Raw genomic sequence first — 24,399 nt, forward strand, 5'->3', positions numbered from 1 at the left:
GTTTTCTCCTGAATATCCCTGTTTCCACCCTGGAAGCAAATGCAGTGCCGCTCCGCGGCAAAATACGGCCTGAAAGCCAAAAACCCAAATTACGGGTTGAAAAAGGGTGTAACACCCAAATATTTCTTATGATTAAATCTAGACTCATTCATCGCATTTATTGTGTTCAATTAAACGCTTCGTGACAACCTTAACCGAAACAACGCTACCCCGGAGGCCCCACCGTGAGTTTATTTGATAAAAAGCATCTGGTATCACAAGCCGATGCGTTACCGGGACGCAACACCCCTATGCCAGTGGCGACATTACACGCCGTAAACAACCATTCAATGACAAACGTTCCTGATGGAATGGAGATCGCCCTGTTTGCCATGGGCTGCTTTTGGGGCGTAGAACGCCTGTTCTGGCAACTGCCGGGCGTGTACAGCACCGCTGCGGGCTACACCGGAGGATATACGCCTAACCCAACCTACCGCGAAGTCTGTTCCGGTGAGACCGGTCATGCTGAAGCGGTGCGTGTGGTGTATGACCCGAGCGTCATTAGCTATGAACAGCTGCTCCAGGTGTTCTGGGAAAACCATGACCCGGCGCAGGGCATGCGTCAGGGTAACGATCACGGCACCCAATACCGTTCGGCCATCTACCCGCTCACCCCAGAGCAGGAGGCCGCGGCCCACGCCAGCCTGACGCGTTTCCAGGAAGCGATGCAGGCGGCCGGTGATAAACGTCAGGTCACGACGGAAATCGCTACCGCGAAACCGTTCTACTATGCCGAAGACGACCACCAGCAGTACCTGCATAAAAATCCGTACGGCTACTGCGGCATTGGCGGCATCGGCGTCTGTCTGCCTCCACAACAGGACTGATTACGGCTTCAGCGCCACGCGAGCCGCGTGGCGCACAGCCTCTCCCTCCGGCCACTTTTTGCCGAAAACGTGACCTCTGGCAGGTTTACACGTCTTTACGCTATACTACCGCTGAAATAATCGGCTCAACGCTACGAGCTGACTTCAATGTGTCTTCACACGAATGGTATCAACTCCCCTTCTGAGGATCTGGCGAGAAGCCGGATAAACTATGTTAAACAGTATTTTAGTAATACTTTGTCTTATTGCCGTCAGTGCATTTTTCTCGATATCGGAGATCTCGCTGGCTGCCTCCCGTAAAATCAAACTGAAGCTGCTTGCCGACGAGGGCAACATCAACGCATCACGCATTCTGAAAATGCAGGAAAACCCCGGCATGTTCTTTACCGTGGTGCAGATTGGCCTGAACGCGGTCGCCATTCTTGGCGGTATCGTGGGTGATGCAGCGTTTTCTCCGGCGTTTTATGGCCTCTTTGTTAAGTACATGTCCGTAGAGCTGGCCGAGCAGTTGAGCTTCATCCTCTCCTTCTCCCTGGTGACCGGCTTGTTCATTTTATTCGCGGACCTGACCCCGAAACGCATCGGTATGATTGCGCCAGAAGCAGTGGCTTTGCGTATCATCAACCCGATGCGCTTCTGCCTGTATGTCTTCCGTCCGCTGGTGTGGTTCTTTAACGGCCTGGCGAACGTCATTTTCCGCATCTTTAAGCTGCCGATGGTGCGTAAAGACGACATCACCTCCGATGATATTTATGCCGTGGTGGAAGCCGGGGCGCTGGCAGGCGTGCTGCGCAAGCAGGAGCACGAGCTGATTGAGAACGTTTTCGAACTGGAATCCCGTACCGTGCCGTCCTCCATGACCGGCCGTGAAAACATCATCTGGTTCGATCTGCATGAAGACGAGCAGAGCCTGAAGACCAAAGTGGCGCAGCATCCACATTCCAAGTTCCTGGTCTGTAACGAAGATATCGACCATATCATCGGCTATGTGGACTCCAAAGACCTGCTGAACCGCGTGCTGGCAAACCAGAGCCTGGCGCTGAACAGCGGCGTGCAGATCCGCAACACCCTGATTGTGCCGGACACCCTGACGCTCTCCGAAGCGCTGGAAAGTTTCAAAACCGCCGGGGAAGACTTCGCGGTGATCATGAACGAATACGCGCTGGTGGTGGGCATTATCACCCTCAACGACGTTATGACGACCCTGATGGGCGACCTGGTCGGCCAGGGGCTGGAAGAGCAGATTGTTCAGCGTGACGAAAATTCATGGCTCATCGATGGCGGTACGCCGATTGAAGACGTCATGCGCGTGCTCGACATCGACGAGTTCCCGCAGTCCGGAAACTACGAGACCATCGGCGGCTTTATGATGTTTATGCTGCGTAAAATCCCGAAACGTACCGACTCAGTGAAGTTTTCCGGCTTCAAGTTTGAAGTGGTGGATATTGATAACTACCGCATCGATCAGCTGCTGGTAACGCGTATTGATAGCAAACCGACCGTGCTGGTGCCGAAACTGCCGGATGCGGAAGAGAAGGTGTCGGCGTAATTTATGAAGGGCAGCGTTGAGCTGCCCTTTTTGTTTTAAAACGGAAGCTGCCGTTTATGTAATTTAAATAATTTTTTAAGTCCTTAGAAGGGGGACGAATTGAGATAAATAAAGGCAGAGCCTACGATATTATTAAATTTAAAAATATCCCCGCTTACTTTAAGAAAAATCGTTCTGTCTTCAATGCTAACTTTCACGCCAGGATCGGTGGTGACAAGGAAAGGTTCATAACCATTTTTAATGTCTTCTAAAAAAACTTCATCGGTCTTTTGTGCCGTGTAAAGATAATATTTATATACGAAAGAAGTCGTCGCACCCGCGCTGCTTTCCGTGATATACAACATAGACTTATCAACTACGGCATGCCGATAAACTATAGTCTGTTCAAGGTAAAAAAAGTCACCAAGCATGCGCCAAATCCCATATCCTATGGTAGCTAACATAAATAACACAAATATATTCTTATTTTTAAAAACCAGATCTCGATGCATAATTATTCCATTTATTTTCCATGCGTAACGGCTTCCCTTCTCAGCCAACAGTTAAAGCTGACCTTTTTACAACTCGCTTATAAAAAGTATAGGGGTATTGTTTATGCCATGGATAATAAGTCCAATAGTGATCCAAGTTTTTAATGTTTTATATCAATTTTTAGCACTGAAAAAGATTTTAAGAAAAACTTCATCAATTCATGGTTATGCCCGTTAATACAAATAACGCCAAGTCAAAACTATCTGCTTCAGGGTATGTCTCTGGACTGGCCCTACAAACATCAACGGCTCCCATTGGGAGCCGTCTTTTTAACAACTACTGCATAGCACGTTGGTTAAGCCATCTCAGTTTGCAGACGCATAACCTGACGGTTGACTTCGGACATCACAGACAAGTGCTGTTTGTCCTTCACTTTCGGGATAAGGATTTTGCCCTTATCGAACTCAAAAGCGCCAACATCCTTGATGTACAACCGTCCACGGAACAGGATCTTCACGTACTTCGCCACCTGAAGCGGGTTGTAGCGTTGGAAAATTTTCATTCTTGTATCTCCTGCGAATCATACGCTCTTGCGGTGCCACAATCGGCCCGACTGTCCTGAGCGCAAATTTTGATGCCCAATGACTATAGACCAGAACCTCGTACTTACCCAGTGTGCATAAGTTTATTTACCGTTTGATTACAATTATTCAGAATAATCTTTGCAAAGCGTGATACAGCGCAGTATATGCCGTCGTTTTTGCATAGATATGTGCGTCCGCCCGCAAACTGGCATCGGGATTGCGGGAAAAGCCTATTGATCGCACTTATGATTAAAAGCGCATGACCAAGTGGTCGGATCACCTGCTAACAATAAGGAAACACCATGACCCTACGTAACCTCCTGGCAGCAGCTTGCCTGTTGCTGCCGCTGATGGCTTCCGCACACAACATTGAAAAAGGACAACGTGTCCCGCCGGTCGGGATTGCTGACCGGGGAGAATTGATTCTCGACAATGATAAGTTTAGCTATAAAGCCTGGAATAGCGCGCAGCTTGCGGGCAAAGTGAGAGTTGTACAACATATTGCCGGACGTACATCCGCTAAAGAGAAAAACGCTACCCTCGTGGAGGCGATCAAGGCCGCAAAACTCCCGCACGATCGCTACCAGACCACCACCATCGTGAACACCGACGACGCCATTCCCGGCTCCGGCATGTTTGTGCGCTCAAGCCTTGAGAGCAATAAGAAGCTCTATCCCTGGTCGCAGTTTATTGTCGACAGCAACGGCGTGACGCGTAAGGCGTGGCAGCTGGAAGAGGAGAGTTCAGCGATTGTCGTGCTGGACAAAAACGGTCGCGTAGAGTGGGTTAAAGACGGCGCGCTGACGCAGGATGAGGTGCAGCAGGTGGTTGCCCTGCTGCATAAGCTGCTGACTCAGTAAAGTGACACCCGGAAGCCCGGATTCAGGAATGACTCGCGCGGGGTGTAGTCCAGTGGCTTACCCTGCCAGTCATGCACATGCGCGCCAGCGGCCGCCGCCACCGCATGCCCTGCCGCCGTATCCCAGACGTTCGTCGGCCCGAAACGTGGGTACAGCTGCGCCTGCCCTTCCGCCACCAGACAGAACTTCAGCGACGAGCCAATCGACGTCGTCTGGTGTTCACCCAGCTGTTGCAGATACTCCTCCAGCTCGCTGTCACTGTGCGAGCGGCTGATCACCACCAGCGGAGGACGGGCATCACGCACCTGGATCTGCTTACGCACGCCGCACTCTTCCTTCCAGGCTTTACCTTCCGCCGCGCTGTACATCACCTTCATCACCGGGGCATAAACCACGCCCAGTACCGCTTTCCCGTTTTCAATCAGAGCGATGTTGACGGTGAATTCACCGTTACGCTTGATAAACTCTTTCGTGCCGTCCAGCGGGTCGACAAGCCAGTAACGCTGCCAGTGCTGACGTTCATCCCAGCTCTGGGGCGCTTCTTCAGAAAGGACCGGAATATCCGGCGTCAGGGCCTGCAAACCTTTCAAGATCACCGCATGCGCCGCGATATCCGCCGCCGTCACCGGGGAGTCATCCGCTTTGCTGACAACATCCATCGGTTTCGCACCGTCGTACACCTGCATAATGGCATCACCCGCATCCCGTGCGAGCTGACAAATTTTATCTAACATTCTCCACCTCTTCGTTAACGCAGTGGGCATAACTTATTGTTTTAGTTATATCGTAATGTGAACAATTCCGCTATCTGTGAAGCAATTCTGGTTTCAGCGCCCTTTTTTCTGGCAGCATTCACACTTCTGTAAGCAACAAATACTACATACATATTCTTTTGTGGCTTGGATCGAAAAAAGGACTCCTCAGATGATTAAGTTTAGCGCAACGCTCCTGGCAACGCTGATTGCGGCAAGCGTTCAGGCAGCGACGGTGGATCTCCGTATTCTGGAAACCACCGATCTGCACAGCAATATGATGGACTTCGATTACTACAAAGATACCCCTACGGAAAAATTCGGACTGGTACGCACGGCAAGTTTGATCAACGCCGCCCGCGGTGAAGTGAAAAACAGCGTGCTGGTCGATAACGGGGACTTAATTCAGGGCAGCCCGCTCGGCGACTACATGGCGGCGAAGGGGCTGAAAAAAGGCGAGATCCACCCTGTCTATAAAGCGATGAACACCCTGGATTATGCGGTTGGCAACCTGGGCAACCACGAATTTAACTACGGTCTGAAATACCTGCACGACGCGCTGGCAGGGGCAAAATTCCCGTACGTTAACGCCAATATCATCGACGTTAAGACGAAGAAGCCGCTCTTCACCCCTTATCTGATTAAAGAGACCGAGGTTGTCGACCAGGACGGTAAAAAACAGACGCTGAAAATCGGCTATATCGGTTTTGTACCGCCGCAGATCATGACGTGGGATAAAGCCAACCTCGACGGGAAAGTAACCGTCAACGACATTACCGAAACCGCGCGCAAATACGTGCCGGAGATGCGGGCGAAAGGGGCGGATGTGGTGGTCGTCGTGGCCCACTCCGGCCTCTCGGCCGACCCGTATCAGGTGATGGCTGAGAACTCCGTGTACTATCTCAGCCAGGTGCCGGGCGTGGATGCGATCCTGTTTGGTCACGCCCATGCCGTCTTCCCGGGCAAAGATTTCGCTGATATCAAAGGCGCGGACATCGAAAAAGGGACGCTCAACGGTGTGCCATCGGTGATGCCGGGCATGTGGGGTGACCACCTTGGCGTGGTGGATCTGGTGCTGAATAACGACAGCGGAAGCTGGAAAGTCACGCAGTCGAAAGCGGAAGCGCGTCCGATCTACGACGCTGCGGCCAAAAAATCTCTGGCAGGGGAAGATAAAAAGCTGGTCGACGTCCTGAAGCATGACCACGACGCGACGCGTGAATTTGTCAGCAAGCCGATCGGTAAATCGGCTGATAACATGTACAGCTTCCTCGCGCTGGTACAGGATGACCCGACCGTGCAGGTAGTCAACATGGCGCAGAAAGCCTATGCGGAGCACTATATTCAGGGCGATCCGGATCTGGCAAATCTGCCGGTACTGTCTGCCGCGGCGCCATTCAAAGTGGGCGGACGTAAGAACGATCCGGCCAGCTACGTTGAGGTGGAAAAAGGCCAGCTGACCTTCCGTAATGCCGCCGATCTCTACCTCTATCCCAACACACTCGTGGTGGTGAAAGCCACCGGGAAAGAGGTGAAGGAGTGGCTGGAGTGCTCTGCCGGACAGTTCAACCAGATCGATCCGCACAGCAGCAAACCGCAGTCGCTGATTAACTGGGACGGTTTCCGCACCTACAACTTCGACGTGATCGACGGCGTGGATTATCAGATTGACGTTACCCAGCCCGCGAAATATGACGGCGAATGTCAGGCCATTAATCCGCAGGCAGAACGCATCAAAAACCTGACCTTCAACGGCAAAGCGATTGATCCGAATGCCACTTTCCTGGTGGTGACCAACAACTACCGCGCCTATGGCGGTAAGTTTGCCGGTACGGGTGACAGCCATATCGCCTTTGCCTCACCGGATGAGAACCGTTCGGTGCTGGCGGCGTGGATCAGCGCGGAGTCGAAAAAGGCGGGTGAAATTCATCCGGCGGTGGATAACAACTGGCGACTTGCGCCGATCCACAGCGACACTAAGCTGGATATTCGCTTTGAGACATCTCCGTCCGATAAAGCAGCCGCGTTTATCAAGGATAAGGCGCAGTATCCGATGCAAAAGGTCGCGACGGATGATATTGGGTTCGCGATTTATCAGGTGGATTTGAGCAGGTAGCGATGATTGTGCCGGGTGGCGGCTTCGCCTTACCCGGCCTACCCGCAATCCTCGATCCCGTAGGCCGGGTAAGCGCAAGCGCCACCCGGCATTTCATGCCGCACGCTCGTCCCTATTCGCCATCACCTGCGGCGTATTGACCTCAATCCAGTCGGCCAGCGCGGCCACCTTCTCGCTTACCTCCCGCCCCAGCGGCGTCAGGCTATACTCCACATGCGGCGGCACGACCGGATACGACACGCGATCGACAAACCCGTCATGTTCCAGCGCCTGTAAAGACTGAGCCAGCATCTTCTCGCTGACGCCGCCCATCTTGCGGCGCAGATCGCTGAAGCGATGCGTCCCCTGACGTAACGCCACCAGGATCAGCACGCCCCAGCGGCTGGTTACGTGTTTGAGCACCTCCCGTGACGGGCACTGTTCCGCAAAGAGGTTGCCATCGCGCATTTGCTCGCTGAGCGTTGGTATTGTTGTTTTCATACTTACCTTTTTGTACGTACTTACTAAAAGTTAGTTAAGGTGATAGTGTGCCACAACACCAGACAAACACGAAGGAGATTCATCATGATCGCGATTACCGGCGCAACCGGCCAGCTTGGCCAACACGTTATTGAAGAACTACTGAAAACCGTTCCGGCCAGCCAGATCGTGGCTATTGTGCGTAACCTGGCGAAAGCCGAAGCGTTGCGTCAGCAAGGGGTCGTTGTGCGTCAGGCGGATTACACCGATGAAGCCGCATTTACCACCGCGCTGAACGGCGTGGATAAACTGCTGCTCATCTCCTCCAGCGAAGTGGGCCAGCGCGCCGTACAGCACCAGAACGTGATAAACGCCGCCAAAGCCGCCGGGGTGAAATTCATCGCCTATACCAGCCTGCTGCATGCTGACAAATCCCCGCTGGGTCTGCACGTTGAGCACGTCGAAACCGAAAATGCCCTGGCGGCCTCCGGCGTGCCTTACGCCCTGTTGCGCAACGGCTGGTACACCGAAAACTACCTGGCAAGCGCGCCGCCAGCGCTGGAACACGGCGTGTTTATGGGGGCCGCAGGCGAAGGCAAAATTGCCTCTGCGACCCGTGCGGATTACGCGGCGGCGGCAGCGAAAGTGATTTCTGAAGAGAGTCATGCCGGCAAGGTGTATGAACTGGCGGGTGATAATGCCTGGACGCTGAGCGAACTGGCTGCGGAACTGAGCAAGCAGAGCGGTAAGCCGGTAACGTATCAGAACCTCAGCGAAGCCGATTTCGCCGCTGCGCTGAAGGGCGTTGGTCTGCCTGCCGGGCTGGCGGAAATGCTGGCGGACTCCGACACCGGCGCGTCCAAAGGCGGCCTGTTCGACGACAGCCATACCCTGAGCAAGCTCATTGGCCGCCCAACCACACCGCTGGCGGAAAGCGTCAAAGCCATCCTGTAGTTGTTAAAAATTGGTTATTTTTTGTGGCGTCCCCTCGGGTCATCTCTGATAATGAAGCGATGACCCACAAGGAGGCTCACCGTGCAAGGCGTACCGGAACAGTTCACTGATGAGAGAGACAGCGCGCGCTTTCGCCATCTGGCGCAGCTGCCGGGCCTGGAGCTTTATCACGCCCATATCTCTGACTACGCCTTCGAGCCGCACACTCATGAAGCCTTTGGTATCGGCACCATCGAAACCGGTGCCGAACGCTTCCGCTATCGCGGTACCCAGCATCTTGCCGCGGAAAAATCCGTCGTGACCATGAACCCGGACGAGATCCACACCGGGGAATCCGCCACTGAAGGCGGCTGGCGCTACCGGATGGTCTACATCGAACCCGACCTGCTGGAAGAGGTCACTGGCCTGCGTCACTGGTGGTTTAGCGACGTCACGCGTCACGATCCGCTGCGCTCGCAACAGATAGGCCAGTTGATTTATGGCCTGTGGCACACGGACGATCCGCTGGCGCAGAAGGGGCTGCTACTGGATTTGATTCAGACTTTTCAGCCGCTGGCCCACCATGCGCCGGTGGTGCAGGAGGCCACGCACCGCTTCGAACGCGTTCGCGACTACCTGCACGACAACTATATGCGCTCGCTGACCCTGGACGAGCTGGCTAACGTTGTCTCGCTCAGCCCGTACCATTTTCAGCGCCAGTTCAAAGCCCATTTCCACGTTACGCCCCACCAGATGCTGATGGCCATCCGGCTGTGGCGCGCCAAAGCATTCCTCACCCATGGCATGCCTGCCGCCGAGGTGGCCGCCGCGACCGGGCTGACCGATCAGTCGCACCTGACCCGCGCCTTCACCCGTCGCTACGGCATCACACCCGTGCGCTACCAGAAACAGGTTATGCCGCGCTAATGCGCAACCTCATACAATACGCGCCCGTTTTGCCCTCCTACACTGAGCGCAAAGTGAATCAAGATGGATGGAAGAATGATTAGCGGCGTGTTGTATGCCCTGCTTGCGGGTTTGATGTGGGGGCTGATTTTTGTCGGCCCGCTGATTGTGCCGGAGTACCCGGCAATATTGCAGTCGACCGGACGTTACCTGGCGCTGGGGCTGATTGCCGTGCCGCTGGCGTGGCTGGGGCGCGCGCGTCTGCGTCAGCTGGGCCGCCAGGACTGGCTCACCGCGCTGGGGCTGACCATGATGGGTAATCTGATCTACTACGTCTGTCTGGCGAGCGCCATTCAGCGCACCGGTGCGCCGGTGTCGACCATGATTATCGGCACGCTGCCGGTGGTCATCCCGGTTTTCGCGAACCTGCTTTACAGCCAGCGTGACGGCAAACTGGCGTGGTCAAAAATGGCGCCGGCGCTGGTCTGCATTGCCGTGGGGCTGGTGTGCGTGAATATTGCCGAGCTTCGCCATGGTCTGGAAAATTTCAGCGTGTGGCGTTACGGTTCAGGGATCTTTCTGGCGTTTATTTCGGTTGTCTGTTGGGCCTGGTATGCCCTGCGCAACGCACGCTGGCTGCGGGAAAACCCGGATAAACATCCGATGATGTGGGCGACGGCGCAGGCGCTGGTCACCCTCCCTGTCTCGTTGCTGGGCTATGTGGGCGCGTGTGTCTGGCTGGGTAGCCAGCAACCGGCATTTACCCTGCCCCTCGGACCGCGCCCGTGGGTATTCGTCGGGCTAATGGTCGCCATTGCCGTGCTCTGTTCGTGGGTGGGCGCGCTGTGCTGGAACATTGCCAGCCAGAAGCTGCCGACGGTGATACTGGGGCCGCTGATTGTCTTTGAGACGCTGGCCGGGCTGCTCTATACCTTCCTGATGCGTCAGAGCGTGCCGCCGCTGCTAACGGCCTGCGGGATCGCGCTGCTGGTCGTTGGGGTGGTGATTGCGGTGAGAGCGAAGCCGGAAAAACCGATGGTCGTTCCGGCGTCGGAGGGGTGAGCTTTTCGCCCGGCGGCGCTTCGCTTGCAGGGCCTACAAAACCGTAGGCCGGGTAAGCGTCAGCGCCACCCGGCACAGTATCAGAACGTTTCCCAGTTCGCTTCAGACGCCGCCGCGACGGGCTGCGCTTTAGGTGCATAGGTCTTTACCGGCGCGGCTTTCACCGCCTGATTGCGGGTGATCTTAAACACTGCCACCGCGTCGTTCAGGCGTGCAGCCTGATCTTCCAGCGCCGCCGCCGCCGCCGCAGACTCTTCCACCAGCGAGGCATTCTGCTGGGTGACGCGATCCATCTCCGCCACCGCCTGACCCACCTGGTCGATACCGCGGCTCTGTTCGTCGGAGGCCGACGCAATCTCACCCATGATGTCCGTCACGCGCGTAACCGCATTGACGATCTCCGCCATCGTCGCGCCCGCCTCATTCACCAGCTGAGAGCCCGCGTTAACACGCTCGCCGGAATCATCGATCAGCGCTTTGATCTCTTTCGCCGCCTGCGCACTGCGCTGGGCAAGGGTACGCACCTCGCCCGCGACAACCGCGAAGCCACGTCCCTGCTCGCCCGCGCGCGCCGCTTCTACCGCCGCGTTCAGCGCCAGAATATTGGTCTGGAAAGCAATGCCGTCGATCACGTTAGTAATTTGCGCGATTTTGCTGGAACTGGTGGCGATTTCGTCCATCGTCCGCACCACGCCTTCCACCACGTTACCGCCCTTCTTCGCGGTGGAGGAGGCGTCCAGCGCCAGGCGTGACGCCTGACGCGCGTTATCGGCGTTTTGCTTCACGGTAGCGGTTAACTGTTCCATGCTGGCTGCCGTCTCTTCCAGAGAAGCGGCCTGCTGTTCGGTACGGGAGGAGAGATCGTTGCTGCCCGCCGAGATTTCACCCGCGCCAGTGTAGATGGTATCTGCGCCTTCACGCACCACGCCCACCGTGTTGGCCAGCGCAGTCTGCATCTCCTGAACGTTGCGCGCCAGGATCGCCATTTCATTTTTACCCTCAGCCTGAATCGGCTGGGTTAAATCCCCTGCGGCAATGGCGCGGATATGGTTGATCACCTCTTCCAGCGGCAGCAGCAGCACGCGGCGCATCGCAATCCAGCTGGAAATAATCACCGCGATCACCAGCAGCATCACCGCAGAAAGGATCCACAGAATGCGTTTGTAGTCGCTTTCATTGTCCTGGATACCTTTGGCGGTCAGCGCGGCCTGCGCCTCACGCCACTCGCGATAAACCTTTTGCATCGCGGTCTGCTTCTGTTCGGCATTTTGTTTGAACATATCTTCCAGATTGCCCTGCCCCAGCAGAACGTTCATTTGCGTCAGCGTGGCGGAGTAGACGCGGTACTGCTCTTCCAGGCGATCGGCCAGGTGCTCGTCCATACCCGGCGTTTCCGGCAGCGCATAGTATTTATCGTAATGGGTCTGGGCATCGGCCAGCAGGTTTTTCGCGGTATTGACCAGCTCGTTCAGCTGCCCGCCGTTAATCTGCGACGCCATGCTGCTTTGCAGGCGCAGCATGCCGCGGTTGAGGGTGACGCGCGCCTGGTTCAGGCTGATCCAGGCGTCGGTAAACTCCGCGACGTTCTGGCTGGAAAGCTGAGAAACGGTGAAGTTCTCTTTATCGTTATTGAGTGCATTAATGAAAATGCCAGCGGAGATCAGCTGCATGATGCCGAGCACAAGCAGCACCGAAATCAAAAGAGTAATGACTTTTATACGTTTAAACATGCGTTGCCTTATTTATATACAGGTATTGTCTGACCTGTATCTATCGGCACGCGCGGCAGGTTGTTTACTGTTTCTCCACCTTTAAAAACTTTCGAAAGCCCTTTTCTGCATTCAATCAGCAAGTTAAAAGCATGCTTTTTTTGTGATCCCTTTCTCGTTTTCACCCTTGCCTCTAAAGGGTTATAGTATCCACTTAAAGATGCATTTAAAATGCATCTTATATTTCTGATGATGAGGTAACTGCTATGGCCTTCCGCGACCAACCCTTAGGCGAGCTGGCGCTCTCCATCCCTCGCGCTTCTGCGCTGTTCCGTAAATATGATATGGATTACTGCTGCGGTGGTAAGCAAACGCTGGCGCGCGCAGCGTCGCGTAAAGAGCTGGATGTAGAGGCTATCGAAGCGGAGCTGGCTCAGCTGGCTGAACAGCCCGTCGACAAAGACTGGCGCACTGCGCCGCTGGCTGAAATCATCGACCATATCATTGTGCGTTACCACGATCGTCACCGCGAGCAGCTGCCGGAGCTGATTTTACAGGCGACCAAAGTTGAACGCGTTCATGCCGATAAACCTTCCGTACCGCGCGGCCTGGCGAAATACCTGACCATGCTGCACGAAGAACTTTCCAGCCACATGATGAAAGAGGAGCAGATCCTCTTCCCGATGATCAAACAGGGCATGGGCAGCCAGGCCATGGGGCCCATCAGCGTGATGGAAAGCGAACATGATGACGCCGGCGAACTGCTGGAAGTGATTAAACACACCACCGACAACGTCACACCGCCGCCAGAGGCGTGCACCACCTGGAAAGCCATGTACAACGGCATTAACGAGATGATCGACGATCTGATGGAACACATCAGTCTTGAGAATAACGTTCTGTTCCCGCGTGCATTAGCGGGGGAATAAAAAAGCCCGGCGGCGCTAGCGCTTACCGGGCCTACAACGTCCGCGAACGTAGGCCGGGTAAGCGTCAGCGCCACCCGGCAACATGCTTAACGCATGCTCGCCATACGTTTCTTACCGATAAACAGCCAGCCCAGCCCCAGCGCAATAAACCACAGCGGCGTGACGATCAGCGCCTGGCGGGTATCTTCTTCCAGCGTCAGCAGCACCAGCACGAAGACGAAGAACGCCATGCACACCCAGCACATCAGCTTGCCCAGCGGCATCTTGTAGATCGACTTCTCATGCAGGTGTGGACGCTGTTTGCGGTACACCAGGTATGAGCAGAGGATAATGGTCCAGACGAACATGAACAGGATCGCCGACACCGTAGTGATCATGGTGAACGCGCCGATTACGCTCGGGTTGACGTAGAGCATCACCACACCGCCCAGCAGACAGATGCAGGAGAAGGTCAGCCCTTTCGCCGGTACCGCGCGTTTAGACAGTTTGGCAAACGCGCTCGGAGCAACGCCCTCCTGCGCCAGACCGAACAGCATACGGCTGGTGGAGAAGACGCCGCTGTTCGCGGAAGAGGCCGCAGAGGTCAGCACCACGAAGTTAATCAGGCTCGCGGCAGCAGGCAGTCCCACCAGCACGAACAGCTCGACGAACGGGCTCTTGGTTGGCACCACCGAACTCCATGGCGTCACGGACATAATGACGATCAGCGCGAACACGTAGAACATGATGATACGCAGCGGAATGGAGTTGATCGCGCGCGGCAGGGATTTCTCCGGATCTTTGGTTTCCGCCGCCGTGGTACCGACCAGCTCAATCCCGACAAACGCGAACACCGCAATCTGGAAGCCGGCAAAGAAGCCGCTGATCCCTTTCGGGAACCAGCCGCCGTCATTCCACAGATGGGCAAACGACGCCTGTACGCCGGTTGGCGACTGGAAGTGCGTCAGCACCATCACCAGCCCGACGACAATCAGCGCGATGATGGCGACGATTTTGATCATCGCGAACCAGAACTCCATCTCACCGAACATTTTAACGGTGGCGAGGTTCAGGCTCAGCAGCAGGACAATCACCGCCAGCGAAGCCACCCAGTCCGATAGCCCTGGGAACCAGAATTGCGCGTACGCCGTGATGGCCACAACGTCAGCCATGCCGGTGACCACCCAGCAGAACCAGTAGGTCCAGCCGGTAAAATAGCCCGCCCACGGGCCGAGCAGGTCTGACGCGAAGTCGCTGAAGGATTTGTATTCAAGATTCGAGAGCAGCAATTCACCCATTGCACGCATCACGAAAAAGAGCATAAAACCGATGATCATATAAACGAAGATGATCGACGGGCCGGCAAGACTGATGGTTTTGCCCGAGCCCATAAACAGCCCTGTGCCGATGGCTCCGCCAATGGCAATAAGCTGAATGTGACGGTTCGTGAGATTTCGCCGTAGCGACTGTTCAGACGTCGCCTCTTCTGCGGCGGCGACTTTGACCTGATCTACCATGTGATATTTTCCTGTTTATGCCTGTCTGTGTTGTTAAGGCTCTTCTGGCCTTTATTTACGCCAAATAAATGACGGCCCCTGTGTAAGGACTAATCGATAGTAGGTAAGAATCGGCGGGATGAATACTATGATTTGAATATTATGTTAATAATATGTTGAAAGTGAGTGTCATATCACTCATACAGCGCGAAACAGCTCACAAAAATACACGTAACAGTTTCGTTTGCAATACAAAATGTTGATTCCGTCGTAACTCCGGGTTTTATCGCTATTTTCCTCTCCCCGATCGGAGAGAGGAAAATAAGAAAAACCGATTACAGGATTTCCAGCAGCTCGACTTCAAACACCAGGGTGCTGAATGGCGGAATGGACGCGCCAGCGCCACGCTCGCCGTAAGCCAGGTTGTGCGGGATAGTCAGTTCCCATTTGGAACCTACTGGCATCAGGGTCAGGGCTTCGATCCAGCCTGCGATAACGCCGTTGACCGGGAACTCAGCCGGTTCGCCACGCGCGACGGAGCTGTCGAACACGGTACCGTCGATCAGCTTACCGGTGTAATGTACGCGAACGTGGTCGGTACGCGCCGGGATTGCGCCATCACCCTGATTGATTACGCGGAACTGCAAGCCGGACTCGGTGCTGTTCACGCCTTCACGCTCACGGTTCTCTTCCAGATATTTCACGCCTTCTGCCGCCATCTCTTCGAAACGCGCGCGACGTACGGCGTCAGCACGTTCGTGGATTTCACGCAGCGCACGGTGCACAACGTCAACCGGCACAGCGGGCTGCTTGCCTTCCAGCGCGTCAGCGATACCCGCCACCAGCGCTTCCGGTAACAGACCTTCCAGGCCGGATTCGCTCAGCTGCTGTCCTACCTGCAAGCCGATGCCGTAGCTTGCCTGCGCTTCGATAGTGTCAAAAGTCGGGGTGGTCATGGGTTTTCCTTCCATCACATTTAAAGTAGCGGGCAGCATATCAGCCATGCCCTTATGGGTAAAACTTTGTCTTAAGTAAAGGTGACAAACTGCGACGAAACGGAAACAATAGTAGCCGTCAGGATTTTCCCTAATATATGTCACGAAAGCTGGCTTTGTTACGCCCATCAGGCAGTTAGCAAACTACACTTCTCAGGACAGGATAAAAAGACGCGGAGCAGGAGGAGAGCCATGCCCGGGCGATTTGAACTGAAACCTACCCTGGCGAAAATCTGGCATGCGCCGGATAACTTTCGCATCATGGACCCGCTGCCGCCTTTGCATCGCAGAGGCATTATCATCGGCGCGTTGCTGATCGTCATCGGCTTCCTGCTTCCTTCCGGCAGTGACAACGTTGATACCGCGCCGGTCAGCCGGAATGCTGAGCTGGATATCCAGTCGCAAAGCCAGCCGCAGCCTGGTTCACAGCCGATGCAGACGCAGCTGGTCACACCGTCTAACGATCCGGGCCAGGTTGCGCCGGTTGAACCTGAACCTGTTCAGGAAGATCAGGAGCTGGCCGCCGCCCCTTCAGAGCCACAGGCGCAACAGCCCACCGGCATTGAGCAGCAGTGGCGTTCGTATCGCGTAGAGCCTGGGAAAACTCTTGCCCAGCTGTTCCGCGACCACAATTTGCCCGCAACGGATGTGTATGCCATGGCGCAAGTCGAGGGGGCAGGCAAGCCGCTCAGCAACCTGCAAAATGGTCAGATGGTGCAGATCCGTCAGAACGCCAGCGGGGTGGTGACCGGGTTAACGATCGATACCGGCAACGGGCAGCAGGTACTGTTTACCCGCCAGCCGGACGGCAGTTTCATCAGAGCACGTTAATGGCCCAGGCCGGGTAAGGCGATGCCGCCACCCGGCACTTTTGTTCTCAGGCACGCCGTTTATTCACCCACCAGATCCCCGAGCAGACCAGCACCAGCGCAATCGCGTATTTAATGTCCATAATGTTTTCGCCGAGGAAGATGGCGGAGAGCACCGTCCCTGCTACAGGTATGACAAAGTTGAACGGGGCAATCATACTCACGCGGTTTACTTTCAGCAGCGCGCTCCACAGGGCGAACGCCACGGATGAGAGCAGCGTCAGATACCCCAGCACGGCGACGGCTTTCATGCTGTGCACCTCCAGCGTCCCGCCCGTGGCATAGCCTCCCGCAACCAGTGCCGCCCCGCCTATCCCCAGCTGCCATCCCGTCATTACCGTCGGGTCAACGGTCTGGGAAATGCGTTTCCCGTAAAGCGTGGCCGCAGAGAGAATAAAGGCGGCCAGCACCACAAATCCGTCACCTTTCCACACAAACTGGAACTCACTTAACCCGCTGTGGAAGTTCACCAGCATCACCCCGGCAAAGCCCAGAACACACCCCAGCGTTTTGTTATAGCTGAGTTTGTCGTTGTGGTAGATAAAGTGCGCCAGCAGCACGCTGAAGAAGGTCCCGGTGGCATTCATGATGGAGCCGTTCACCCCGGTCGTGTAGGCCAGGCCGATATAAAAGAAGGTGTACTGGAGGGAGGTCTGGGTCAGTCCGAGGATCGTGAGCTGGCCAAACTGCGTGGGCGTGAGCCTGCCAATCGGTTTTCGCTGGGCCAGGGCAAAAAGCAGCAGCAACGCGCCGGCAAACAGAAAACGGTATCCGGCAAAGACGACTTTGGAGGGGATATCATCGGTCGCGATCTGAAAGAGTTCGTAGCCACTTTTAATGGCCGGGTACGAGCTTCCCCAAAGCAGACAGCAGAGCGTGGCGCAGGCATAGGCCACATTTCGACGGGCAAAGACGGGCGTGGGCAGAGCAGTATCCATGACAAATCTCATAAATAAAATTGCGTTTCAATTTATTATCAGAGAATGCGTCAGGAATAGCGACCTTACAAGAGCAAAAGATGACGCAGGGTCACGCTAAAAAGCAAAACGCCGGCACAAGGCCGGCGCTTCGACGCGAGCAGAGTAAAAAATTACTCAGCTACTACGTTAACAACCAGTTTAGCGAACACTTCGCTGTGAACCTGGAAGTCAACTTCGTGCTCACCAGTGGTACGCAGAACGCCGTTCGGCAGACGAACTTCGCTCTTAGCCACTTTAACGCCTGCCGCAGTAACTGCATCAGCGATATCGCGGGTACCGATGGAACCGAACAGTTTACCTTCGTCGCCAGCTTTGGACGCGATGGTAACGGTGCCCAGTGCGTTGATTGCTTCAGCGCGAGCGTTAGCAGCCGCCAGAACGTCAGCCAGTTTGGCTTCCAGTTCAGCACGACGTGCTTCGAAAAACTCTACGTTTTTCTTAGTAGCTGGAACAGCTTTACCCTGTGGAACCAGGAAGTTACGAGCGTAACCCGCTTTAACGTTTACCTGATCACCCAGGCTGCCCAGGTTTGCTACTTTATCAAGCAGAATAACTTGCATTACCTTATCCTCTTAAAGTCGTATTAATGGACCGTGCCCGATTACTGATGACGATCAGTGTACGGCAGCAGAGACAGGTAGCGAGCGCGTTTGATAGCGCGAGCCAGCTGACGCTGATATTTTGCACGAGTACCGGTGATACGGCTTGGGACAATCTTACCGCTTTCGGTGATGTAGTTTTTCAGCGTTGCGATATCTTTATAGTCGATCTCTTGAACGCCTTCCGCGGTGAAACGGCAGAACTTGCGACGACGGAAATAACGTGCCATATGGCTAGTCTCCAGAATCTATCAAATCAATCTGCTCGGCATGCAGAACCATTTTGCTCAGGCCGTTCTTTGCCTTGTGGCAAGAAATGAACCCCTGAACGATTACTGCGCTACCGACCGTTAAACTGTGAGTAATGGCCTGGTTTTCGTGTCCGCTAATAATTACGGGCATTTGGCACCACGCCTGCCGGTGAAACCCGGCTTCCTCTTGCACAGAACGATGCTCAAGCACGAACTGGCAATGCGGAATTCCTGATGGGCTGACCTTTCGAAGGGGGGTCCTGCACACGGTGCCGGACAACACCAGACGGTTGGTCATCAGAAATTACTCTTCAGAATCCCCAGCATCAGAATCATCTGCGGTTTCGTTTGCGAAATCATCGCGACGCTCACGGCGCTCGTCTTTCGCTTTAACCATCGGAGATGCTTCGGTCACTGCGTGTTTGGTACGCATAACCATGCTGCGGATAACGGCATCGTTGAAGCGGAAGGTAGTTTCCAGCTCATCGATCACTTCCTGCGGAGCTTCAACGTTCATCAGAACGTAGTGTGCTTTGTGCAGTTTGTTGATCGGGTAAGCCAGCTGACGGCGGCCCCAGTCTTCCAGACGGTGGATCGTGCCTTCTGCACCAGTGATGGCAGCAGAGTAACGCTCGATCATGCCCGGAACCTGTTCGCTCTGGTCAGGGTGGACCATAAAAACGATTTCGTAATGACGCATCGAATTGCTCCTTACGGATTATTCAGCCTCCTGTCTGGGTCAGCCGAGGCCCGGGGAGGCAAGGAACGTGTTAAAGGTCGGCTGAAAAATTGACGCGTCATAATACTTGCGCCCCCCAGGAAACTCAAGCTGATTGCACAAATAATTCGCACAAAGGGTAAAGCTGTTCTAAGTGGGTGATTTAAAATCGCACTCATCAGAAGCGCTGTTTTTTTGAACAACATCATCAGAAATGGTCACCCATCCCAACCCGGGTAGCGATTACACTTTAATCAGAAACCCTGAACAGAGAAGGAGAGCATTCCGCCGTATCACAGCACGCAGTCGTGGAGCGCATATCATGAAAAGAATCGCAATCGCCATTTTGGCTGCGCTTTTGCTCAGTGCAAACGCGATGGCAGCCATCAGAATAGACAGCCAACAGGCCAGAAACATGGATGATGTGCAGAGCTTAGGCGTTATTTACATCAATCATAACTTCGCCACTGAAAGTGAAGCAGATCAGGCGCTTAATGAAGAAACCGATGCGCAGGGCGCAAAATACTATCACGTCATGCTGACACGTGAGCCCGGCAGCAACGGTAATATGCACGCCAGTGCAGATATTTACCAGTAACGCTTTATCGCTAGCACCAGGAAAGCAAAAGAAAATCAAAGCCATATATAATTTGCCCCCTGCCCGGGGGCTTTTTTATGAATGGCTCCGGAATACCACCGGTTACAACTGTTTCGGTATTCCAGAGCACTTATTCACTTCTGCCCGTAATAAGCATTCGGGCCGTGCTTACGCATGAAATGCTTGTTCATCAGATAATCATCAATGCCCTGAAGCTGTGGGTTAATGCCGCGCGCAATCCACGCCATTCTGGCCACCTCTTCCATCACCACCGCGTTATGCACGGCGTCATGCGCATCTTTACCCCAGGAGAATGGACCATGCTGGTACACCACAATACCCGGCGTATGCAGTGGTTCCGTCTCACCCAGCGTTTCGATAATGACCCTGCCGGTGTTAAGTTCGTACTCGCCTTCGACCTCAGTCTGCGTTAACGCCCGCGTGCAGGGAATATCACCGAAGAAGTAGTCCGCGTGCGTTGTACCCAAAGCAGGGATCGCCAGCCCGGCCTGTGCCCAGGCGGTGGCGTGCGTGGAATGGGTATGTACAATCCCCCCCAAGGACGGGTAACGCTGGTACAGCGCCAGATGGGTTGCCGTATCAGAAGAAGGACGCCATTTGCCTTCAACGACCAGTCCTTCCAGGTCAACCACCACCATATCGTCCGCTTTCATGGCGTCATAGGCCACGCCGCTCGGCTTAATCACCACCAGCCCCTGCTCGCGATCGATGGCGCTTACGTTGCCCCACGTAAACGTCACCAGTCCATAGCGCGGGAGATCCATATTGGCTTCAAAGACCTGCTGTTTCAGCTTAAGCATGTTCCGCCTCCATCAGTCCTGCCCGCGCCATGCGCTCGCACACCCAGTCCCGGGCTTTCGCCACTTCTGCCGCCGGATCGTCCGCGGTTTCGCTCCACATCTCAATCAGGTAAGGCCCGCAATAACCTGTCTGTTTGAGCGTCTGGAAGCACCGTTCGAAATCCACCACCCCGGTGCCGAACGGTACGTTTTTAAACACGCCGGGACGGGTATCTTTAACGTGCACCGCCACGATATGCCCGATGCCCGCCTGAAGCTCCATCTGTACGTCGTTATCCCATGCCGACAGGTTGCCGATATCCGGATAAAGCTGGAACCACGGGTTATTCAGATAGTGCGCGTAGCCCAGCGCCTTGCTGATGGAGTTCATCAACGGATAATCCATGATCTCCATCGCCAGCGTCACCTGCGCACGGCTTGCCATCTCAACGCTCTCTTTCAGGCCGTCACGGAAACGACGGCGCGTTTCATCATTGGCTTCCTGATAGTAAACATCGTAACCCGCCAGTTGAATCACGCGGATGCCGACATCCTGTGCGAAGCGAATAGCTTTACGCATGATCTCCAGCCCTTCGGCGCGTACGGCATCATCTTCGCTGCCAAGCGGAAAACGACGATGAGCGCTCAGGCACATGGATGGCACGCGCACGCCGGTTTCGGCAATGGCGCTCACCAGCGCCAGACGCTGGTCGCGGCTCCAGTCCAGGCGAGCAAGACGCTCGTCCGTCTCATCCACCGACATTTCGACAAAATCGAAACCCAGCTGCTTCGCCAGCTGTAACCGCTCCAGCCAGCACTCCCCCGCAGGGAGTGCCTTTTCATAGATGCCAAGCGGGACCTGTTTTGACAACATACCCGCTCCTTAACCCCAAAGCTGAGCGATTGAGCGTTTAAACTGACGCGCAGCTTCCACCGGAGATTCCGCATCGCGAATGCTACGACCGGCAATAAAGACGTGAATTGGAATCCCCTTGAACAGCGGCAGATCTTCCAGCGCCAGGCCACCGGTTACGGTCACTTTGAAGCCCATATCGGCCAGACGTTTGATCGCGCTGATATCGGCTTCACCCCACGCCACGCCTGCGGCCTGCGCATCACGGCTGCGGTGATAAACCACCTGCTGGATACCTGCTTCGCGCCACTCCTGCGCCTGCTCCCAGGTCCAGAAACCGGTCAGTTCAATCTGCACGTCGCCATTGAACTCCTTCGCCACGTCCAGCGCGCCTTTCGCAGTGTTGATATCCGCACAGCAGATCACGGTGACCCAGTCGGCGTTGGCTTCAAAGCACATGCGAGAGAGAATTTTGCCCGCATCGGCGATTTTGGCATCCGCCAGCACGATTTTATGCGGATAGAGCGCCTTCAGGTCACGAACCGCACGAACGCCTTCGCCCACGCACAGAATGGTGCCGACTTCGATGATGTCCACTTCTTCCGCAATCAGACGGGTGGTTTCGTAAGCGTGAGACAGAGTCTGGTTATCCAGCGCGACCTGCAACATTGGTAATGACATTTTAAATTCCTCTTAAACGGCCGCCGCAGTGGCGTTATCAATTAAATCCAGCACGTCCTGCGCGGTACGGCAGGCGCGTAAACGGTCAAAATTAGCTTCATCATCAAACAGATTGACGATCTGCATGATGCCCACCTCCTGGTGGGTATTGGCATCGACAGCCGCCATAGTGATAAGGATGTCGACCGGGTCGTTATCTTCGTGGTTAAACACCAGCGGCGTTTTCAACGTCACCAGCGCGAAGCCGGTTTTCTTGACGCCCTCTTCCGGGCGGCCATGCGGCATCGCCAGGCCTGGCGCAATCACAAAGTAAGGGCCATGCTGCGCCACGCCATCCAGAATCGCCTGGTAGTAACGCGGCTCGACAACGTCAGCCTTAACCAGCAGATCCACGCTCAGCTTCACCGCTTCCTGCCAGGTGCTGGCTTCGGCCTGTAAAAGGATGGAGTTATTCTCTGCCAGCGAATCACGTAGTTTCATGTGGCATCCTTACTTCACGTCTTGTGGGAAGTGTTCTTTGATCACTTCCAGCAGCTTTGGTCCGAAATCCGCAGGCGACAGCATGTTGCGTACGCCTACCACGTATTTGTTGCCCGACACGCTAATCTCGCCGGCAATGTGCGTTGAGGCGATGATGATGTCCGCGCCGTTCAGTTCACTTTTGTATTCACCCACTGCGCAGCTGTTCACCGTGTGGTCAATGTTTGACTGGGTTAAAAACTGGTCCACTTTCATCTTCATGATCATGGAGCTACCTTGCCCATTGCCACACACAGCCAGGATACGTACGGTCATAATCGAAACTCCTTAATGAGCAGACACTTCTGCTGTTTGTTTTTCCGCATCTTCTTCAGCCCGCAGCGAACGGCCAGCGAAGAACATATAAGCCAGGGCAATCAGGATGATGACGGCCATAAAGACCAGCCCGACGGACGCAAAGCCCTGCATCATCGGCGGCGCCAGAATTGACCAGTCCGCCATGCCCATCCAGGCGCTCATGCCGGTGAGCTTGACCGCCCACACGCACCCGAAGATTTCAACCATGCCCATCACCAGGCAGATCTTGAGCGCTGCGCGCCATCCGCCGAAGTGGTTAGCAAACACGCCGATAGTGGCGTTGGAGAAGAACATCGGGATAAAGCCAGGAATAATCAGGATTGAGGAGCCACAGCCCACCAGAATGCCGACCGCAATCAGCTGGCCGATGGTGCCCCACATAAAGCCCCAGACAACGGCGTTTGGCGCAAAGCTATAGATAGCCGCACAGTCAATCGCCAGCACCGCGCCAGGGATCAGGCGCTGGGAGATGCCATTAAACGCTTCCGACAGTTCGGCGACGAACATACGCACGCCCTGGGTGATGATGAAAATAGCAACAGCGAAGGAGAAACCGGTTTGCAGGATATAGACCGTCCAGTGGGTTTTACCCGCCATCGCCTGCACCACGTCAATGCCAAAGGAGAGCAGGATGGCGCCGAAGAAGATGGTCATCACAATTGCCGTGGAGACGATGTTGTCGTGGAAGATATTCAGCCAGCCAGGCAATTTGAGATCTTCAACACTCTCCTCTTTTTTGCCCAGGTACGGCGCGACTTTGTAAGCAATCCAGGAGGCGAACTGCTGCTGGTGACCGATGGAGAAACCGCAGCCGTCCGTAACGTCCTGCGTTGGCTTATACATCATGTTGGAGGTGATGCCCCAGTAAAGTGAGACCAGCACTGCCGTGCAGATGACCGTGGTCCACATTGGGTAGCCGAAGATATAGAGAGAAACGGCAATCAGACCCGCCTGCTGGAACATGATGTGCCCGGTGAGCATGATGGTGCGAATACCGGTGATACGGCGCAGGAGCACGTAAATGATGTTCAGCGCCAGCGCGAGCAGTACCGCATACCCAACCCAGCTGTATGCATCTCCCATGCGATCGATGGTGGCCATCATGGACGCGTAAGTGTCAGAGATGGCGCCGTTAATGCCGTACACCTCTGACATTTTGGCAACAACCGGCTTAAACGTGCTGGTCAGAATGCCAGACCCCGCCTGCAACAGCATAAAACCAATGATGGTTTTGATGGTGCCTTTGATAATCACGCTGACGCTTTTGCGCAGCAGGATGTACCCCAGGCACGTCATGATACCCAGCAACAGCGGGGCGTTGGTCATTACCTGATTAAAGAAAACGGTAAAGACGTTGTAGAGGATCTCCATAACTCTCTCCAGAAAATGAGAACACGAGGGGCAATCCCTGTGTGGTTGGTGTCATCACTCTATTAATCACAAATAATCATCACAAGATTGCATTTGATTATTTGTGACGAATCACGCAATTTATTTCCATGGCGTTAGTAATGATTTTCACTACCGAACCAATCCAATAAATAAAT

General features: G+C 54.8%; 28 protein-coding genes. 10 read left to right on the forward strand and 18 right to left on the reverse strand.

Features of this window, described 5'->3' with window-relative positions; genetic code table 11:
* Positions 1-224 precede the first annotated feature (224 nt).
* Both msrA and AM329_RS14935 read left to right on the forward strand, forming a co-directional pair.
* Positions 225-866 carry a peptide-methionine (S)-S-oxide reductase MsrA gene (gene msrA / locus AM329_RS14930; RefSeq protein ID WP_003856057.1) on the forward strand — a complete coding sequence of 214 codons (642 nt, stop codon included), beginning with the start codon at positions 225-227 and terminating at the stop codon, positions 864-866.
* Positions 867-1,077: 211 nt separating this feature from the next.
* Positions 1,078-2,415, forward strand: a complete 1,338-nt coding sequence (locus AM329_RS14935) for a hemolysin family protein (protein WP_022650272.1) — start codon at positions 1,078-1,080, stop codon at positions 2,413-2,415.
* A gap of 83 nt (positions 2,416-2,498) precedes the next feature.
* On the opposite strand, the gene AM329_RS14940 is transcribed toward AM329_RS14935, so the two are convergent.
* Both AM329_RS14940 and AM329_RS14945 read right to left on the reverse strand, forming a co-directional pair.
* Complete coding sequence (locus AM329_RS14940; protein WP_032608366.1) at positions 2,499-2,906, reverse strand: hypothetical protein; 408 nt, start codon at positions 2,904-2,906, stop codon at positions 2,499-2,501.
* Between the two features lie 335 nt (positions 2,907-3,241).
* Positions 3,242-3,448 (reverse strand): DUF1107 domain-containing protein, encoded by a 207-nt coding sequence (locus AM329_RS14945; protein ID WP_003856054.1) that lies wholly within the window; start codon positions 3,446-3,448, stop codon positions 3,242-3,244.
* Positions 3,449-3,772: 324 nt separating this feature from the next.
* On the opposite strand from AM329_RS14945, the gene AM329_RS14950 reads away from it, so the two are divergent.
* Positions 3,773-4,330 carry a YtfJ family protein gene (locus AM329_RS14950; RefSeq protein WP_022650270.1) on the forward strand — a complete coding sequence of 186 codons (558 nt, stop codon included), beginning with the start codon at positions 3,773-3,775 and terminating at the stop codon, positions 4,328-4,330.
* Here AM329_RS14950 and cysQ read toward each other — a convergent pair.
* Positions 4,324-5,064, reverse strand: a complete 741-nt coding sequence (gene cysQ, locus AM329_RS14955) for a 3'(2'),5'-bisphosphate nucleotidase CysQ (RefSeq protein ID WP_003856050.1) — start codon at positions 5,062-5,064, stop codon at positions 4,324-4,326. The two genes, AM329_RS14950 and cysQ, sit on opposite strands and share 7 nt — an antisense overlap.
* A gap of 190 nt (positions 5,065-5,254) precedes the next feature.
* Between cysQ and AM329_RS14960 the strand changes: the two genes are divergently transcribed.
* Entirely contained in the window at positions 5,255-7,198 is a 1,944-nt protein-coding gene (locus AM329_RS14960; protein ID WP_032608365.1) for a bifunctional 2',3'-cyclic-nucleotide 2'-phosphodiesterase/3'-nucleotidase, read from the forward strand.
* Between the two features lie 93 nt (positions 7,199-7,291).
* On the opposite strand, the gene AM329_RS14965 is transcribed toward AM329_RS14960, so the two are convergent.
* The gene (locus AM329_RS14965) at positions 7,292-7,678 is read right to left on the reverse strand and encodes a helix-turn-helix domain-containing protein (protein WP_022650268.1); all 387 of its coding nucleotides are present in this window, start codon (positions 7,676-7,678) and stop codon (positions 7,292-7,294) included.
* A gap of 84 nt (positions 7,679-7,762) precedes the next feature.
* On the opposite strand from AM329_RS14965, the gene AM329_RS14970 reads away from it, so the two are divergent.
* From AM329_RS14970 to AM329_RS14980, 3 genes are all read left to right on the forward strand, one after another.
* Positions 7,763-8,611 (forward strand): SDR family oxidoreductase, encoded by an 849-nt coding sequence (locus AM329_RS14970; RefSeq protein WP_032608364.1) that lies wholly within the window; start codon positions 7,763-7,765, stop codon positions 8,609-8,611.
* An 81-nt stretch (positions 8,612-8,692) separates the two neighbouring features.
* Entirely contained in the window at positions 8,693-9,517 is an 825-nt protein-coding gene (locus AM329_RS14975; protein WP_023315272.1) for an AraC family transcriptional regulator, read from the forward strand.
* Positions 9,518-9,592: 75 nt separating this feature from the next.
* Positions 9,593-10,558, forward strand: coding sequence for a DMT family transporter (locus AM329_RS14980; protein WP_032608363.1), 966 nt, complete (start codon positions 9,593-9,595; stop codon positions 10,556-10,558).
* A gap of 80 nt (positions 10,559-10,638) precedes the next feature.
* Here AM329_RS14980 and AM329_RS14985 read toward each other — a convergent pair whose 3' ends face one another.
* Positions 10,639-12,288, reverse strand: a complete 1,650-nt coding sequence (locus AM329_RS14985; RefSeq protein ID WP_003856047.1) for a methyl-accepting chemotaxis protein — start codon at positions 12,286-12,288, stop codon at positions 10,639-10,641.
* 245 nt (positions 12,289-12,533) lie between these two features.
* Between AM329_RS14985 and ytfE the strand changes: the two genes are divergently transcribed.
* Entirely contained in the window at positions 12,534-13,196 is a 663-nt protein-coding gene (gene ytfE, locus AM329_RS14990) for an iron-sulfur cluster repair protein YtfE (RefSeq protein ID WP_003856046.1), read from the forward strand.
* Between the two features lie 86 nt (positions 13,197-13,282).
* Here the strand turns inward: ytfE and cycA are convergent, their stop codons facing one another.
* Together cycA and fklB are read right to left on the reverse strand one after the other, a co-directional pair.
* Entirely contained in the window at positions 13,283-14,692 is a 1,410-nt protein-coding gene (gene cycA / locus AM329_RS14995) for a D-serine/D-alanine/glycine transporter (RefSeq protein ID WP_003856045.1), read from the reverse strand.
* A 314-nt stretch (positions 14,693-15,006) separates the two neighbouring features.
* Entirely contained in the window at positions 15,007-15,627 is a 621-nt protein-coding gene (fklB, locus tag AM329_RS15000) for an FKBP-type peptidyl-prolyl cis-trans isomerase (RefSeq protein WP_008502892.1), read from the reverse strand.
* 231 nt (positions 15,628-15,858) lie between these two features.
* Here fklB and AM329_RS15005 point away from each other — a divergent pair, with 231 nt between their 5' ends.
* A complete protein-coding gene (locus AM329_RS15005; protein WP_022650264.1) occupies positions 15,859-16,497 on the forward strand; it encodes an OapA family protein in 639 nt (212 codons plus the stop codon).
* Positions 16,498-16,543: 46 nt separating this feature from the next.
* Here AM329_RS15005 and AM329_RS15010 read toward each other — a convergent pair whose 3' ends face one another.
* The 5 genes from AM329_RS15010 to rpsF form a co-directional block, all read right to left on the reverse strand.
* Positions 16,544-17,473 (reverse strand): DMT family transporter, encoded by a 930-nt coding sequence (locus tag AM329_RS15010; protein WP_023315269.1) that lies wholly within the window; start codon positions 17,471-17,473, stop codon positions 16,544-16,546.
* 152 nt (positions 17,474-17,625) lie between these two features.
* A complete protein-coding gene (gene rplI, locus AM329_RS15015; RefSeq protein ID WP_003856039.1) occupies positions 17,626-18,075 on the reverse strand; it encodes a 50S ribosomal protein L9 in 450 nt (149 codons plus the stop codon).
* A 41-nt stretch (positions 18,076-18,116) separates the two neighbouring features.
* On the reverse strand, positions 18,117-18,344 hold the full coding sequence (rpsR, locus tag AM329_RS15020) for a 30S ribosomal protein S18 (protein WP_000135199.1): 228 nt from the start codon (positions 18,342-18,344) through the stop codon (positions 18,117-18,119).
* Between the two features lie 4 nt (positions 18,345-18,348).
* Positions 18,349-18,663, reverse strand: a complete 315-nt coding sequence (gene priB / locus AM329_RS15025; RefSeq protein WP_003856035.1) for a primosomal replication protein N — start codon at positions 18,661-18,663, stop codon at positions 18,349-18,351.
* Positions 18,664-18,669: 6 nt separating this feature from the next.
* Positions 18,670-19,065: a 30S ribosomal protein S6 gene (gene rpsF / locus AM329_RS15030; protein WP_003856034.1), complete on the reverse strand. Its 396-nt coding sequence runs from the start codon at positions 19,063-19,065 to the stop codon at positions 18,670-18,672.
* 340 nt (positions 19,066-19,405) lie between these two features.
* Here rpsF and yjfY point away from each other — a divergent pair, with 340 nt between their 5' ends.
* Positions 19,406-19,681 carry a DUF1471 family protein YjfY gene (gene yjfY / locus AM329_RS15035; protein WP_017383944.1) on the forward strand — a complete coding sequence of 92 codons (276 nt, stop codon included), beginning with the start codon at positions 19,406-19,408 and terminating at the stop codon, positions 19,679-19,681.
* A gap of 134 nt (positions 19,682-19,815) precedes the next feature.
* Here the strand turns inward: yjfY and AM329_RS15040 are convergent, their stop codons facing one another.
* Genes AM329_RS15040 through ulaA form a run of 6 tightly spaced genes read right to left on the reverse strand, consistent with a single transcriptional unit; the run spans position 19,816 to position 24,223 of the window.
* Complete coding sequence (locus tag AM329_RS15040; protein ID WP_003856029.1) at positions 19,816-20,502, reverse strand: L-ribulose-5-phosphate 4-epimerase; 687 nt, start codon at positions 20,500-20,502, stop codon at positions 19,816-19,818.
* Positions 20,495-21,355: an L-ribulose-5-phosphate 3-epimerase gene (locus AM329_RS15045; RefSeq protein ID WP_022650261.1), complete on the reverse strand. Its 861-nt coding sequence runs from the start codon at positions 21,353-21,355 to the stop codon at positions 20,495-20,497. Before AM329_RS15045 ends, AM329_RS15040 begins: the two co-directional genes overlap by 8 nt.
* Before the next feature lie 9 nt (positions 21,356-21,364).
* Positions 21,365-22,015 (reverse strand): 3-keto-L-gulonate-6-phosphate decarboxylase UlaD, encoded by a 651-nt coding sequence (gene ulaD, locus AM329_RS15050; protein ID WP_003856025.1) that lies wholly within the window; start codon positions 22,013-22,015, stop codon positions 21,365-21,367.
* 12 nt (positions 22,016-22,027) lie between these two features.
* Positions 22,028-22,495: a PTS ascorbate transporter subunit IIA gene (gene ulaC, locus AM329_RS15055; protein WP_003856024.1), complete on the reverse strand. Its 468-nt coding sequence runs from the start codon at positions 22,493-22,495 to the stop codon at positions 22,028-22,030.
* 9 nt (positions 22,496-22,504) lie between these two features.
* Positions 22,505-22,810, reverse strand: a complete 306-nt coding sequence (gene ulaB, locus AM329_RS15060; protein ID WP_003856022.1) for a PTS ascorbate transporter subunit IIB — start codon at positions 22,808-22,810, stop codon at positions 22,505-22,507.
* A 12-nt stretch (positions 22,811-22,822) separates the two neighbouring features.
* Positions 22,823-24,223, reverse strand: a complete 1,401-nt coding sequence (gene ulaA / locus AM329_RS15065; protein WP_032608361.1) for a PTS ascorbate transporter subunit IIC — start codon at positions 24,221-24,223, stop codon at positions 22,823-22,825.
* Between the last annotated feature and the right edge of the window lie 176 nt (positions 24,224-24,399).

The sequence above is a fragment of the Enterobacter cloacae complex sp. AR_0002 genome (genome assembly GCF_001922365.1).
Taxonomy (GTDB): Bacteria; Pseudomonadota; Gammaproteobacteria; order Enterobacterales; family Enterobacteriaceae; genus Enterobacter; species Enterobacter hormaechei_C.